Consider the following 14,149-nt stretch of genomic DNA (forward strand, 5'->3'; position numbering starts at 1 on the left):
CATGACGTCGGCTTTTCTTTCAATGCTATCTTGGCCTAATGGCTTAGAATAGTTTTTCAGCCAGCGTGTAAAGCTCTGTACGCACTGGACGACGCATGTTTTCAATCGCGTCGATAATGTCGTGGTGAACCATCTGCTCGTTCTGGATACCCACACAGCGACCGCCGTGGCCTTCCATCAGTAGCTCAACCGCGTAAGCACCCATGCGAGACGCTAGGATACGGTCGAAAGCCGTTGGCTGACCACCACGCTGGATGTGGCCCAGTACCGTTGCACGGGTTTCACGGCCAGTTTGGTCTTCGATGTACTTCGCCAGCTCGTTCACGTCAGTCATCAGCTCAGTGATCGCGATGATCGCGTGCTTCTTACCTTTGTCGATCCCTTCCTTGATTTTCTCAAGCAAGTTTTCTTTGTTCAGGCCGGTTTCTGGCGTGATGATGTACTCACAACCACCCGCAATCGCAGACATCAGGGTCAAATCGCCACAGTGGCGGCCCATCACTTCAACGATAGAAATACGCTGGTGAGAAGAAGACGTGTCACGTAGGCGGTCAATCGCATCGATAACCGTATTCATCGCCGTCAGGTAACCGATTGTGTAATCTGTGCCTGCAACGTCGTTGTCGATCGTGCCTGGCAGACCGATACATGGGTAACCCATTTCAGTCAGCTTCTTCGCACCCATGTAAGAGCCGTCACCGCCGATCACAACCAGCGCGTCAATGCCGTGCAGCTTCAGGTTTTCAATCGCCTGCTCACGCACGTGCTCTTCTTTGAACTCAGGAAAACGAGCAGAACCTAGGAAAGTACCACCTTTGTTGATCACATCAGACACGCTCTTGCGGTCCAATTTCTCAATACGGTTCTGATGCAGGCCTTGGTAGCCGTCGTAAATACCGTAAACTTCTAGGCCTTCAGACAGTGCCATACGCACAACACCGCGCACTGCCGCGTTCATACCAGGTGCGTCACCACCACTGGTCAATACACCAATCTTCTTAATCATGGTTACCCTCTGACGTTGGGAATTGAAAATTCAAATCCGACACAGGTTGCCAAGGTTCCCCACTTGGCGCCACAAACCGAACGAGCGGCCTGTGCCCGTGTGTAAACTGTAACTTTCCTACTAATGTAGGAGTATTACAATTTTGATAAAAAATTTTGTTGATTCACATCACGATCACCTGCGACTACCTCGGTAGCACACGCATTCCTCGCCGCTGTCTGACCCGCGATGTCATCGAAATAGTAAACGACTGGCGAATACCGGTCTTGTGGGCAGCGGAGGCCATGCTCAACGCTACTGTAACAAGTATATATCGTGGTACTCGCGCCTCCAGTTAGGCAGAGTAAAGAGGGGGATAACCTTGGGCGACACTGGCTTCATCCTTGATAATCACGCCTGATTGACTGCACTGACTGGGCAATAGGCCGCAGTATAGCTTTTTTAGGATGAAAATTAATAACAAAATCACCTAGGTTGGGTGATTTGTTACCCATTATCTCGATAAATTAACAAAAAAAAGCCGCCATAAAGTGTGGCGGCTATCACGCAGTCTGGGAAAAAAACCGGTTTAGTTACCGTGTTTTTCGGCCATTTTCGCCTGGCATTTTTCCATACGCTCGGCTTTGAGCTCCTGGTATTTGGTCTTCTGCTCAGGAGTTAAGATCTGCATCATGGCATGGCGCTGTTTCATCATCGCCACACGACGGTCAATCTGCTGCTCACTCATTGTCTCAGCCAGCGCACGCACAGCCGCTTCGTCAAAGTTGTCGGCTAATACCAATTGCTGCATTTTCTGGTGCTGGGCCTGCATCTCGCTGCGGTGCGCGGCAAACTCACTGTGCATCGCTTCACGGTTAGCTTTACGCAGGGTCTTCATTTCGTCTTTCTGGGCGTCGGTTAAATCCAAGGCGCGGAACATGCCGCGATCATCCATGCCACAGCCGTGCTTACCGCCGTCTTTGTGGTGTTTACCACCGCCGTAAGCCAATGCAGACGCTGAGCCTAGCGCCAGCGGCAGTGCGATCACAAGGGCCAATGTTTTTTTCAATGAAGTCATGCTATTCGTCTCCAGGGTTGCTATCTCAGTGGAACGTCTTGGGTATGGAGTAAGCTTACCCGCTGCAAGGTAAAGGGCTGTCGAGAGAACGTAAAATAGCGTAAAGCTGTGTGGCTTTCGCTTGGCGTCTTTCTCGCCTTTAGGGATACTTAAAGCCTACACGATGATGACAAAGGTGCCCGCATGGCCAAAATTCTGCTTGTTGATGATGATACGGAACTGACCGCCTTATTAACGGACATTCTTGAACTGGAAGGGTTTGAGGTGATCGAAGCCAACAATGGCGAACAAGGCTTGGCCAAGGTCGACGACAGCGTGGATTTGATCCTGCTCGATGTGATGATGCCCGTCATGAACGGCACCGAAATGCTGCGCCGTCTGCGCGAAAAGCATGTCACGCCGGTCTTGATGCTGACCGCCAAAGGCGAAGAGATCGACCGCGTCCTGGGCTTAGAATTAGGCGCGGATGACTACCTGCCTAAACCGTTCAGCGATCGTGAGCTGCTGGCACGCATGCGCGCGATCTTGCGCCGTACACAAGCGGCAACCCAGACCAACAAAAGCAGCCCGGACTGCCTGCGCTATCAGGACATCGAAATTTACCCCGGCCGTCAGGAAGTGCTGTGCCACGGCCAGCCGATTGAGATGACCGGCACCGAGTTGGCGCTGCTGAGCTATTTCATTCAGCACCCGGGGCAAATCATTGCCAAAAACGAACTGAGTTTGGAAGTGTTAGGCAAACGCCTCGCACCGTTTGATCGCGCCATCGACATGCATGTCTCGAACCTGCGTAAAAAGTTGCCGGAGCGTGATGACGGCAAAACCTGGATCAAAACCCTGCGCGGCAAAGGCTACCTGCTGGTTGAGGACGCCTGATGAAGCTGCCGCATTTCTCCAGCCTGTATGGCCGTATCTTTGCCATATTTTGGCTCACTTTGATGATTGTGGTGCTCAGCCTGATCTTGCTGCCCAACCTTGACCCGCGTACCCAGCATACGATCCCAGAACCTCAGTTGCAGCGACTGCAAGAAGGCGCGCAAGAGATCGCGGACGAACTCGCGCGGGATCACGGACCGTTGAAAAAGCGCCTCAAACGTTTTACAGAGCATGACCGCCACAAGGGCCACCAGCTGTATTTCACCACACAGGACGGGGAAATCATTGCGCCACAAGGCCGTAATAAGGCGTTGCGTAACTTCATCACCATGGCTGACAGCCCGAACAGCCCCAAACAGAAGCTCTACGGTCGCTGGATGATGGCAGGCCCGTTTGCCGTGCCGTACCAGAATGACACGCTGTTGATGTACGTCGGCCGCTTCTGGCGCGAACCACCGCCGTTCTTTATCCGTATTTTGGACAAACCGCTGCAACTGCTGCTGTTTACCATGCTGGTCAGCACCCCGCTGCTGTTGTGGTTAGCCTGGGCCGTCACACGCCCTGCCCGCCGTTTGCAACAAGCCGCCGAGCGAGTCGCCAAAGGGGAATTTGAAGTGGATCCGAAGCTGGAGTCTGGCCCGCGTGAATTCAAACAAGCCGGTGCCAGCTTTAATCAGATGGTCGGGGCGATCAATAACATGGTGAGCGGCCAGCAACGTTTGCTGTCTGACATTTCTCATGAATTACGCTCACCGCTGACCCGCCTGCGCATGGCGACCGCATTAGCACAGCGCAAGCAAGGGGAAAGCAAAGAGCTGACCCGCATCGATACGGAAGCAGAACGACTGGAAGCGATGATCAGTGAATTGTTGGAACTGTCGCGCATGCAGGTTAACAGCCATGAGCAGCGAGAGCTGTCGGATGCCCATACGCTGTGGTACGACATGCTGGAAGATGCCAGCTTTGAGGCGGAGCAATGCGGTAAAAATCTGCATTACACGCCATTAGCCAACTGGCCGATCAGCGGTAACCCGAACCTGCTGATCAGTGCGCTGGAAAATGTCATCCGCAATGCCATCAAATATGGCGACGACACCATCCGCGTGACCTTCAGCCCTCGCGATACGCAGCTGACGATCACGGTCGAAGACAACGGTGAAGGGGTGCCCGAACCTGAGCTGGACGATATTTTCCGTCCGTTCTATCGCGTCTCCACCGCCCGCGATCGCAGCAGCGGTGGCACAGGATTAGGGCTGGCCATTACCGACAGTGCGATCCGCCAGCACTCCGGCACCATCCATGCCAGCCGCAGCCCACTGGGCGGCCTGATGGTCACCATTACTCTGCCTTTAAGCGGATAACGAATAGCAGCAGATAGCGGCGAACAGAAAACCGCTCCTCATCCGTAAAAACGCGCAATCCCTCCCCGAAGCGACGTTATACGTCCTTCGGGTGAGTCAGCCACACAAAGCCGCCTTTCCCTGCCCGTTTGGTGCAATACATCGCCAGATCTGCCTGATGCATCAACGTATCCAAGTTATCACCACACGCAGGGAACAATGCGCCGCCCACACTGGCAGAGACCGGGATCCCCATCGTGTGCAGCCAATCCGGATCCCGCAACGCCGTAAAGAATGCCGTAACAAGCTGATCGACCGCCAAACACTCACCGACCACGATCACCGCAAACTCATCGCCCCCCAAGCGACACAGCAGTGCCTGCTCGCCAAAGCTTTTGCGCATACAGGCTGCAACATGACGTAACACCTGATCGCCCGCTTGGTGGCCATAGGTGTCATTGATGTGCTTAAAATCATCCAAATCAATGAACAACAACCCCGCCGGTTGACGGCTTTTCAGTGCCTCGTCTAACACCGCTTTACCGTGTTTAAAGAAAGACAAACGGTTATGCAATTGCGTCAGCTCATCACTGTGCGCCATCACATACAGGTTGTGCTCCTCATTGCGTTTTGCCCGGCAATAACTGGCAGCGACATAAGCCAATAACACCATCAGGCCGGCGGCGAACAAGAGGATCACCGTGTTACTTTGCACATATAGCCAAAAATAGTGCTGCGACGGATTCTTCACGAATGACACCAGCCGCCATGACGTTGAGGTGTTTTCTGTCACGTGCTGGCCATCAAAACAATACGGATTGATCCGATCGACGGCGCCGATGGTTGAGATGGTATAGATCCCCTCCTCACTGTCGAGTTGCAGATCTTGCTTGCCATAAATGGTATCGGAAATGCCAGGGTAGACCTGATCTACCGTCAGGCCATCATGACCAAACATAAAGGCAAATTCATACTCAGGGAGATGACTGTGATACAAAAACTGTCCGTTATGGTTCACCAGCATGTATTCGATGCTGTCGTCACGGTGAAACAAGCGCAGTTCGTCGATCATGTATTGGGCCAGATAGTTCAAGACCACAATACCGACACGTAAGTTCATGGTGTTATAGATCGGCACCACGATACGGATCATCGGTTTGTGCGGCAGCTCAATCTCATTGTGTTCGATATTGAGATCCAACGGCGAGATATAGACTTCGCCCGGGATCAGTGCCAATCCTTCTTGCACATAGTAGCGGCCCGCTTTGTTTTGCAATTTCGCTTTCGCCACCTGATAGGCATGCTCATCGCTGTAGTTCACCCGTAGCTGCTCACGGCCATCCGCATCAATAAAGCGTACCTGATCATACATGCCACTGCGCTGGCTAAAGGCCTGCACATCTTGCTCAAAATTGCGCAATGTCTGTTGCTCAGAGGGGGTCAAAGACGGTTTGGCATACAAAGCATCAATATGGCTGAAAGTAGCCATATCCGCCACAAAGGTGGCATCACGCACCACCGCCTGCATGGCGTTATGGATATAGTGCTTCTGTGCGCTCAGGGACAGCTCCTGTTGCACCAGCACTTTTTCTTTATCGGCCTGAAATCGCACCTGACTGTGGGTATACACAATCAGAATAAAGACCGTTAACAGTATGCTGAGAAACAGAAAAAAACGGGGGTAAAACGGATACGGTTTTGAATGTTCTAGGAATGGCATGACGAATAACAGCAACTTTATAACGCTAGCACACCACAAATTCCTTCTGCTTACGTGCGGGAGAAAAACCAGCCATAGCCAAGAGGTATGACCATATGCGCAGCAAGTATCGCATGTTTTTTCTATAGAAAACAACACACCGCGCTGGCGTGATCATCGACGCGCCAGCGATTTTTGGCTACCCTAGCGGCCTATCCTATGAGGATCCTTTTTCGCGATAAGGCTAAGACCATGTTTGATATTGCCCTGTATGAACCGGAAATCGCCCCTAACACCGGCAACATTATCCGCTTATGTGCTAACTGCGGGGCTAACCTGCATTTGATTGAACCATTAGGCTTTGATCTGGAAGAGAAAAAGCTGCGTCGTGCGGGCTTGGACTACCATGATTTAGCCCACGTTTACCGCCACAAAGACTTGGCCGCATTTTTGGCACACATTGGCGATCGCCGTCTGTTTGCCTGCACCACCAAAACCACCAACTTCCATACCAATGCCCAGTTCCAGGAAGGCGATGTGTTGATGTTTGGCCCGGAAACCCGTGGCTTGCCGGCAGCGCTGATCGAAAGTCTGCCGCTGGAACAGCGCCTGCGTATTCCGATGCACCCGGACAGCCGCAGCCTGAACCTGTCTAACGCGGCCGCCATTATTGGCTACGAAGCGTGGCGTCAGTTGGGCTTTAAAGGCGCGATCTGATCTGCCCGGTTTGCCTCACAGACAAGGCCATCGAGTGTGCTTTTAATGAAGCAAAAGGCGAACGGACACAAAAAAAGCGAGAGGAGACTCTCGCTTTTTTATACAAACTATTCATGCGTTTTGTCATGGCAGACGGTAAACCGCCCGACGCCCGACGAAGGCATTCACTGCACGCTCGCGCTCTGGGGCACTCAGATACCGTCGCCGGCAATGAAGGTCTGGCTGGTGCCATTGAATTGCTGATCCATGTCCATCGACGGTTTCTCACTGCTTGGACGACCCACAATTTTCGCCGGTACCCCAGCCACCGTCGTGTGTGGCGGAACAGGGTTCAGGACCACCGAGCACGAACCGATCTTCGCGCCTTCACCCACTTCGATGTTACCCAGCACTTTCGCACCGGCACCGATCATCACACCTTCGCGAATTTTCGGGTGACGATCCCCGCCCGATTTACCGGTACCACCCAGCGTCACGTCCTGCAGGATCGACACATCATTTTCAATCACCGCCGTTTCACCAATCACGATACCGGTCGCGTGGTCAAACATGATCCCCTGACCGATTTTCGCCGCCGGGTGCACATCCACCTGACAGGTCACCGAGATCTGGTTTTGCAGGTATACCGCCAACGCCATGCGGTTTTGTTTCCACAACCAGTTTGCCACGCGGTAGCCTTGCAGCGCGTGGAAGCCTTTCAGGTACAGCAACGGAATGGAAAACATCTCAACCGCCGGGTCGCGCTCAACCACCGCACGGATATCGCACGCGGCCGATTCAGTGATGCAACAGTCTGCCGCAAACGCTTCTTCAATCACCTCTCGCACGGCCATCGCCGGCATCGATGGCGTCGCCAGCTTGTTCGCTAAGATGTAACTCAGCGCCGCCGCCAGATTGTCATGCTTGATAATGGTCGCATGATAGAAGCTCGCCAGCATCGGCTCTTGCTCGGCCTGCTGTCTTGCTTCCTGCTTTATTGCCTGCCACACGGCATATTGTTGACATTCCCTCACATCACCCTCGGTATGCTTTCTGATGGTTGTTGCAGGAGCGATCTCACTCGCTCACTTTTTCATGGTTCGTGTTTGCAGCTATAACTGTAACGCGCCCTGAAAAAAAAACAACGTAGACCAAATAGCCTACGTTGTTCTCAGCGTCAGGGCAGCAGACAACCCCATGGGCTGTCAGTGACCGTTATTCGACTTTCTTTTCGCGTGCCAGCAAATCTTTGGCCGCTTCTCGGGCATCTTTACCTTGGTACAATACCTGGTAAATCTGCTCGGTGATCGGCATCTCAACACCCATGCGCTGGGATAGCACCCAGACTTCTTTGGTGTTGCGATAACCTTCCACCACCTGACCAATGGCTGCTTGCGCGGTATCCACATCTTGACCCTGACCCAACGCCAGACCAAAACGACGGTTACGGGATTGGTTATCGGTACAAGTCAGTACCAAATCCCCCAGTCCTGCCATGCCCATGAAGGTTTCCGGTTGCGCACCTAATGCGGCACCCAAGCGACACATTTCTGCCAAACCACGGGTGATCAACGCCGTACGCGCATTCGCACCAAAGCCAATGCCGTCTGACATACCCGCACCAATGGCAATCACGTTCTTCACGGCGCCACCTAACTGCATGCCGATAAAATCACTGTTGCTGTAGACACGGAAGGTCTTGCTGCAGTGAATTTTCTCTTGCAGATCGCGCACGAACGTTTCGTCCGGCGACGCCACGGCAATCGCAGTTGGCATGCCAGCGGCCAGCTCGGTCGCAAACGTCGGGCCAGACAGCACCGCCAGCGGGACATCCTCGCCCAGCGCTTCTACCGCCACGTCTTTTAACAGACGGCCGGTTTCCGGCTCCAGCCCTTTGGTGGCCCAGCACACACGCGAATCATCACGCAAGAACGGTTTCACGTTAGTCAGGACATCACCAAACACGTGGCTCGGTACCACCACCAGCAGATCACGGCTCGCCTGAACGGCCTGCTCTAAATCGGCAGAGACGATCAGTGAATCGGGAAATGCCACCCCTGGCAAAAACGCCGCATTGGCGCGGTCAAGCTCCAGCTGTGCCATGTGTTCAGGCTCATGGCCCCACAGGATCACGTTAGCGCCATTACGCGCTAATGAGATCGCCAGCGACGTGCCATAAGAGCCTGCGCCGAGGACCGTCATGCTGATCGCTTTATCATTGCCTGGATTCATTACGGTGTACCTATTTCTATTACGAGACACGTGGTGTGACGTGACATGTGTTACTTAAGTGTGTGACACGCGGGTCGACACGAAAATGACGAGGCGAAAGATTACGCTTCAGTATTTTCTTCAGTGTTCGCTTGCGCTTGGTTCTGAAGGTAGTTCATGAACAACGCATCGAAGTTCACTGGCGCTAGGTTTAGCTGTGGGAACGTACCTTTAACCACTAGGCTAGAGATCGTTTCACGTGCGTAAGGGAACAGGATGTTCGGGCAGAATGCACCTAGGCAGTGAGCAAGTTGTGGTGCTTCCATACCCATTGCAGAGAAGATACCGCCTTGCTGTACTTCACACAGGAATGCAGTCTCTTCATCGTTCTTCACTGTCACAGTCAGACGCAATACCACTTCGTATACGCCTTCGCCTAGCTCACGGCTTTGCGTGTCTAGATCCAGCTTCACATCTGGGTTCCATTCTTTTTGGAACATCTGTGGTGAGTTTGGCGCCTCGAAAGAAACGTCTTTTAGGAAAATGCGTTGGATTTGGAAGTTTTGCTGTGCTTCGTTGTTTGCTGCTTCAGCCATTTTAGAGTCCTTTTTCTCTCACGCTCACCACTGTGAGCCAATCAATATCGCAACCATGATATTTATCACAACTGCACAAAATCAAAGGGGCGCTGCACCATCAATCAACCCGTGTTACAGCGCGCACCGCGATCACTTTTTGCCTTTCACGGACTTACGAACCAACGGCAGGTTGGCTTCGTTCCACGAAATCAGGCCATCTTTCAGCACATTCACATTACTGAAACCGGCTTTGTGCAACAGATCCGCACTTTGTTGTGCCGTTTGACCTGTCTTGCATACCACAATGATTGGGGCAGTTTTGTGGTTTTCAAGCTCACCCAGATTCTGTTCTTTGATCTGGCTTGGCAAAATGTGAAGTGCTCCGGCAATATGGCCATTGCGATATTCGTCGCGGCTGCGGATATCAACAAACACACCGTCTTCACGGTTGGCCATTGCAGTGGCTTCGTTAGGGGTGACGAATTGGTAGCCGGCGGTTTTCTGTTTCACGTACGATGAAATGATGGCCACCACCAAACCGACCCACACCAATGCCAGGATAGGATTACTTGTTACAAAATCGATGTATTGCTGCATGACGTTCGCTCTATTTTCCTAATATCAGCCAACTGTAACCAGGGCTAAACTCCACATAATTAAGGCTCCTGAGTATACCCGCGCCAAGCGCGTTGTACAGTAAGATGCCACCATTCCGCGCTCGGGCTCACTCCCCGCCCCCAGCAGTCGTTTACAGCGTGAGCGAGATTGTGAATAATTCGCCACACGTAAAAAGTCAAAAAAAGTGTGCTGCAGGGCTTACACTCCGGGTCAGAAATGCATATATTTCTGTAAGAAGATAACAATCCATTCACAGCATTGTTTGATCTCATCCTGCAATTTGCCGCCTAAAGTGTAGTAAAATTACGTGGATGCGGAGCAATTACCTTAGCGAATTCGGCGGCATACATCGCTAAGGTAATTGATCCAAATTATACTCAGATTTCTAACTTTACGAGGGACAGCACTATGTCTGCTAAAAAGCCACTGGCTTTGGTTATTCTTGATGGTTGGGGTTACCGCGAAGACAACGCTGACAACGCGATTGCCAACGCCAAGACACCGGTGATGGATGCATTGATCGCGAACGAAGCCAACACATTGATTTCGGCATCAGGCATGGACGTGGGCCTACCAGACGGCCAAATGGGTAACTCTGAAGTGGGTCACACCAACATCGGCGCCGGTCGCGTGGTTTACCAAGACCTAACCCGCATCACCAAATCCATCAGCGACGGTGATTTCTTCGAAAATGCCGCCCTTGTTAACGCTATCGATAAAGCGGTTAACGCTGGCAAAGCGGTTCACATCCTGGGTCTGATGTCACCAGGTGGCGTTCACAGCCACGAAGACCACATCGCAGCAGCAGTAGAAATGGCAGCCAAACGTGGCGCTGAAAAAATCTACCTACACTGCTTCCTTGACGGCCGCGACACGCCACCACGCAGCGCCGAAGATTCTCTATCCCGTTTTGATGCCCTATTTGCTGAACTAGGCAAAGGCCGCATCGCGTCACTGGTTGGCCGTTACTACGCCATGGACCGTGACAACAACTGGGATCGCGTTGAAGTCGCTTACAACCTGCTTACCGCAGCCAAAGCGGAGTTCACAGCAGCCTCTGCCGTTGAAGGTCTAACAGCCGCTTACGCACGTGATGAAAACGATGAGTTCGTGAAAGCAACAGAAATCCGTGCTGAAGGCCAAGATGTCGCAGCGATGGAAGACGGCGATGCGGTGATCTTCATGAACTACCGTGCTGACCGTGCGCGTCAAATCACCCGTGCTTTCGAACCGGGCTTCACGGGCTTTGAGCGTGCTCAGTTCCCACAGCTAGCTGATTTCGTGATGCTGACGCAATACGCAGCAGATATCGACCTGTCCATTGCTTACCCACCAGCAAGCCTGGACAACACGCTGGGTGAATGGCTATCGAAGAAAGGCAAGAAGCAGCTACGTATCTCTGAGACAGAGAAATACGCACACGTGACCTTCTTCTTCAACGGCGGTATCGAAGACGAGTTCGACGGTGAATCTCGCCAGTTGGTCGCATCACCAAAAGTGGCAACCTACGATCTACAGCCAGAAATGAGCGCACCAGAGCTGACTGAGAAGTTGGTTGCAGCGATCAAGAGCGGCGAGTTTGACACCATCATCTGTAACTACCCGAACGGCGACATGGTTGGCCACACCGGTGTGTACGATGCGGCAGTAAAAGCGTGTGAAGCGCTAGACAGCTGCATCGGCCAAGTGGTTGACGCAATCCGTGAAATGGACGGCCAACTACTGATCACCGCTGACCACGGTAACGCAGAAATGATGATCAACCCAGAGACAGGCGGCGTGCACACTGCACACACTAACCTGCCTGTACCATTGATCTACGTGGGTGACAAAGCGCTAACGCTGAAAGAAGGCGGTAAGCTGTCTGACCTAGCACCAACCATGCTGGCGCTATCAGATATTGAAATCCCTGCAGAGATGACTGGTCAGGTGCTGTTCGATCTGAAATAATCTCCCCATGCGGGATATGATCACACACCTACAAAAAATGCTCCGCGCCAGTGCTTTATGCACTGGCGCTTTGTTATGCCTGTCGTTTGGCCTTTTACTGACTCCGGATCTGGCACGCGCCAATCAGGGACAATTAGAGGGCGTCAAACAAGAAATCACCCGCCAGCAACAACAAGTGGCGGCCAATAAAAAGAAAATCGACAGCCTGCAAAGCGCGTTGCGCCAGCAAGAAACCGGTATCGCCGACACAGCCAAAGCGATCCACCAAGCGGAAAAACGTACCGCTGCCCTCACCGACTCTATTCGCGAGCTTGAGCAACAACTCTCTCACCTGCGCCAGGTCCAGCTGGGCCAGCAGGAAATGCTCAAAGCCCTGATCAACACCCAATACCGTCAAGGTCAACAGAGCCAGTTAGCCCTGCTGCTGAGCGATCATAACCGCAGCGATCTTGACCGCTACACCCATTATGCCGAGCGCCTCAGTCAAGCACGCAGTCAAGCACTGGATGAACTGGCCGCCACCACCACGGAATTGCAACTCAAGCAGCACCAGCTGACGGAGCAACGTGCCGAGCAAGAAACGCAATTGGCACAGCTGCAACAGCACAAGAAAAAGCTGGAAGGCGAACGCCGTCAGCGTCAGCGTACGGTCAGCAGCATCAAAAATCAGATCCAAACCGATAGCCAATACCTGACTGAGCTGAAAAATAACGAATCACGCCTGATCAAAGAAATCGCCCGTGCCAAAGCTGCCGCCGAAGCCGCGCGTCGTCAGGCACCGATGGATGGCCTGGCCAAACACAAAGGTAAACTACCGTGGCCGGTCAAAGGCAGCATCCTGCACAGTTACGGCAGCCCGCAACAAGGGGAATTACGCTGGAAAGGCATGGTGGTGAAAAGCCCGATTGGCAGCCAAGTGAAAGCGGTATACCCGGGCAAAGTGGTGTTTGCTGACTGGCTACGCGGCTATGGCCTGATGCTGGTGATCGACCACGGCAAAGGGGACATGAGTTTCTACGGTTACAACCAGACCCTGCTGAAAAAAGTCGGCGATAATGTGCAGGCCAATGAGGCCATCGCCCTTGTCGGTGACAGTGGCGGTCAGGCAGAACCGTCCTTGTACTTTGAGATCCGCCGCAAAGGCAGCCCATCGAACCCGCGTTCCTGGCTGACCCGCTAACCGGCAACGCCCCCACTCCTTCTGACACGGATGACAGAAATGCAACGGCTTGCCCGCTGGCTCCCGCTTTTTTTCCTGCTGCACCTCACGTTTGAGGTGCAGGCAACGCCCCTCGCCCCAACACCTTCTCAACCGATCGCTAAACTGGCGATAGTGATTGATGATCTGGGCTATCAGGCCATGCCGAGTCCCCTTGCTCAGCTACCTGCCGAGATCAGTGTGGCGATTTTACCCAACACACCTTACGCCACGCAGGTCCATGACCAAGCCAGACAGCAACAAAGGGATATCCTCCTGCACATGCCGATGGAGCCCAGTCGCCCCGCGCCACTGGAGCCCAACACCCTGATGCGCAGTATGGGTAAAGCCACGGTACAAGCGACCCTGCGTCAGGCGCTCGCGCAGTTGCCCGATGCCTTTGCCATTAACAACCACATGGGCAGCGCTTTTACCCAAGATGCCCAAGCCTCTGGCTGGGTAATGGAAGTGCTGGCCCAGCAACACCTGGCCTTTTTAGACAGCCGCACCACGCCCCATTCACGCGCAGGACAACAAGCCCGTGCCCATCAGGTGGCAACACTCGACCGGCATATTTTTCTTGATCACGAACGCACCGCATCCTTTGTGCACCAACAACTCCAACGTGCGGTGCAGCGCGCCCAACGCCACGGTTACGCCATTGCCATCGGCCACCCGTATCCGGTGACACTGCACACCCTGCAGCAGTGGCTTGCCCGACAGCCCCAGCATGACGTCACGCTGGTCAAGCTCTCAGCGTTGTATCCGCCTCATCCAGCTGCATCTCACCTCACTGTATCTTCCCCGTCGGCATCTCATTCTGATACAGAGCAAACCGTCACAGCAGGCACGGCATCAACCTCAGAGCCGGCTCCCATCGCGGCTGGCACTCGGGTGAAAAACAACGTGTAAGCAGTGAG

The 14,149-nt window shown here is 53.3% G+C and carries 13 protein-coding genes; 6 read left to right on the forward strand and 7 right to left on the reverse strand.

Going from position 1 to position 14,149, the window contains the following annotated elements:
* Nucleotides 1–43: 43 nt before the first annotated feature.
* Both pfkA and ABT58_RS16355 read right to left on the reverse strand, forming a co-directional pair.
* Entirely contained in the window at nt 44–1,006 is a 963-nt protein-coding gene (gene pfkA / locus ABT58_RS16350) for a 6-phosphofructokinase (protein ID WP_047875515.1), read from the reverse strand.
* A gap of 568 nt (nt 1,007–1,574) precedes the next feature.
* Complete coding sequence (locus ABT58_RS16355) at nt 1,575–2,063, reverse strand: CpxP family protein (protein ID WP_047875516.1); 489 nt, start codon at nt 2,061–2,063, stop codon at nt 1,575–1,577.
* Nucleotides 2,064–2,246: 183 nt separating this feature from the next.
* On the opposite strand from ABT58_RS16355, the gene ABT58_RS16360 reads away from it, so the two are divergent.
* Nucleotides 2,247–2,939 (forward strand): response regulator, encoded by a 693-nt coding sequence (locus ABT58_RS16360; RefSeq protein ID WP_047875517.1) that lies wholly within the window; start codon nt 2,247–2,249, stop codon nt 2,937–2,939.
* Nucleotides 2,939–4,300: an envelope stress sensor histidine kinase CpxA gene (gene cpxA / locus ABT58_RS16365; RefSeq protein ID WP_047875518.1), complete on the forward strand. Its 1,362-nt coding sequence runs from the start codon at nt 2,939–2,941 to the stop codon at nt 4,298–4,300. The genes ABT58_RS16360 and cpxA overlap by 1 nt, the downstream gene beginning before the upstream one ends.
* Before the next feature lie 76 nt (nt 4,301–4,376).
* Here cpxA and ABT58_RS16370 read toward each other — a convergent pair whose 3' ends face one another.
* Nucleotides 4,377–5,999, reverse strand: coding sequence for a sensor domain-containing diguanylate cyclase (locus tag ABT58_RS16370; protein WP_047875562.1), 1,623 nt, complete (start codon nt 5,997–5,999; stop codon nt 4,377–4,379).
* Nucleotides 6,000–6,230: 231 nt separating this feature from the next.
* Between ABT58_RS16370 and trmL the strand changes: the two genes are divergently transcribed.
* Nucleotides 6,231–6,695 carry a tRNA (uridine(34)/cytosine(34)/5-carboxymethylaminomethyluridine(34)-2'-O)-methyltransferase TrmL gene (gene trmL, locus ABT58_RS16375; RefSeq protein ID WP_047875519.1) on the forward strand — a complete coding sequence of 155 codons (465 nt, stop codon included), beginning with the start codon at nt 6,231–6,233 and terminating at the stop codon, nt 6,693–6,695.
* Between the two features lie 191 nt (nt 6,696–6,886).
* Here trmL and cysE read toward each other — a convergent pair whose 3' ends face one another.
* From cysE to ABT58_RS16395, 4 genes are all read right to left on the reverse strand, one after another.
* The gene (cysE, locus tag ABT58_RS16380) at nt 6,887–7,708 is read right to left on the reverse strand and encodes a serine O-acetyltransferase (protein ID WP_047875520.1); all 822 of its coding nucleotides are present in this window, start codon (nt 7,706–7,708) and stop codon (nt 6,887–6,889) included.
* Between the two features lie 181 nt (nt 7,709–7,889).
* Entirely contained in the window at nt 7,890–8,906 is a 1,017-nt protein-coding gene (gene gpsA, locus ABT58_RS16385) for an NAD(P)H-dependent glycerol-3-phosphate dehydrogenase (RefSeq protein WP_047875521.1), read from the reverse strand.
* Nucleotides 8,907–9,007: 101 nt separating this feature from the next.
* The gene (gene secB, locus ABT58_RS16390) at nt 9,008–9,481 is read right to left on the reverse strand and encodes a protein-export chaperone SecB (protein WP_047875522.1); all 474 of its coding nucleotides are present in this window, start codon (nt 9,479–9,481) and stop codon (nt 9,008–9,010) included.
* A 132-nt stretch (nt 9,482–9,613) separates the two neighbouring features.
* On the reverse strand, nt 9,614–10,060 hold the full coding sequence (locus ABT58_RS16395) for a rhodanese-like domain-containing protein (RefSeq protein WP_047875523.1): 447 nt from the start codon (nt 10,058–10,060) through the stop codon (nt 9,614–9,616).
* A 429-nt stretch (nt 10,061–10,489) separates the two neighbouring features.
* Here ABT58_RS16395 and gpmM point away from each other — a divergent pair, with 429 nt between their 5' ends.
* From gpmM to ABT58_RS16410, 3 genes are read left to right on the forward strand one after another with little or no spacing between them, the layout of a single operon-like run.
* Nucleotides 10,490–12,031 carry a 2,3-bisphosphoglycerate-independent phosphoglycerate mutase gene (gene gpmM / locus ABT58_RS16400; RefSeq protein WP_047875524.1) on the forward strand — a complete coding sequence of 514 codons (1,542 nt, stop codon included), beginning with the start codon at nt 10,490–10,492 and terminating at the stop codon, nt 12,029–12,031.
* Between the two features lie 16 nt (nt 12,032–12,047).
* Nucleotides 12,048–13,211, forward strand: a complete 1,164-nt coding sequence (locus tag ABT58_RS16405) for a murein hydrolase activator EnvC family protein (protein ID WP_047875525.1) — start codon at nt 12,048–12,050, stop codon at nt 13,209–13,211.
* A gap of 39 nt (nt 13,212–13,250) precedes the next feature.
* The gene (locus tag ABT58_RS16410; RefSeq protein WP_082211131.1) at nt 13,251–14,141 is read left to right on the forward strand and encodes a divergent polysaccharide deacetylase family protein; all 891 of its coding nucleotides are present in this window, start codon (nt 13,251–13,253) and stop codon (nt 14,139–14,141) included.
* Nucleotides 14,142–14,149 lie beyond the last annotated feature (8 nt).

Source organism: Photobacterium aphoticum (assembly GCF_001029435.1).
GTDB lineage: Bacteria > Pseudomonadota > Gammaproteobacteria > Enterobacterales > Vibrionaceae > Photobacterium > Photobacterium aphoticum.

Bases quoted from the DNA above. Each gene is read 5' to 3' on its own strand.
- pfkA (WP_047875515.1), bottom strand. From the start codon at position 1,006: ATGATTAAGAAGATTGGTGTATTGACCAGTGGTGGTGACGCACCTGGT.
- ABT58_RS16355 (WP_047875516.1), bottom strand. From the start codon at position 2,063: ATGACTTCATTGAAAAAAACATTGGCCCTTGTGATCGCACTGCCGCTG.
- ABT58_RS16360 (WP_047875517.1), top strand. From the start codon at position 2,247: ATGGCCAAAATTCTGCTTGTTGATGATGATACGGAACTGACCGCCTTA.
- cpxA (WP_047875518.1), top strand. From the start codon at position 2,939: ATGAAGCTGCCGCATTTCTCCAGCCTGTATGGCCGTATCTTTGCCATA.
- ABT58_RS16370 (WP_047875562.1), bottom strand. From the start codon at position 5,999: ATGCCATTCCTAGAACATTCAAAACCGTATCCGTTTTACCCCCGTTTT.
- trmL (WP_047875519.1), top strand. From the start codon at position 6,231: ATGTTTGATATTGCCCTGTATGAACCGGAAATCGCCCCTAACACCGGC.
- gpsA (WP_047875521.1), bottom strand. From the start codon at position 8,906: ATGAATCCAGGCAATGATAAAGCGATCAGCATGACGGTCCTCGGCGCA.
- secB (WP_047875522.1), bottom strand. From the start codon at position 9,481: ATGGCTGAAGCAGCAAACAACGAAGCACAGCAAAACTTCCAAATCCAA.
- ABT58_RS16395 (WP_047875523.1), bottom strand. From the start codon at position 10,060: ATGCAGCAATACATCGATTTTGTAACAAGTAATCCTATCCTGGCATTG.
- gpmM (WP_047875524.1), top strand. From the start codon at position 10,490: ATGTCTGCTAAAAAGCCACTGGCTTTGGTTATTCTTGATGGTTGGGGT.
- ABT58_RS16405 (WP_047875525.1), top strand. From the start codon at position 12,048: ATGATCACACACCTACAAAAAATGCTCCGCGCCAGTGCTTTATGCACT.
- ABT58_RS16410 (WP_082211131.1), top strand. From the start codon at position 13,251: ATGCAACGGCTTGCCCGCTGGCTCCCGCTTTTTTTCCTGCTGCACCTC.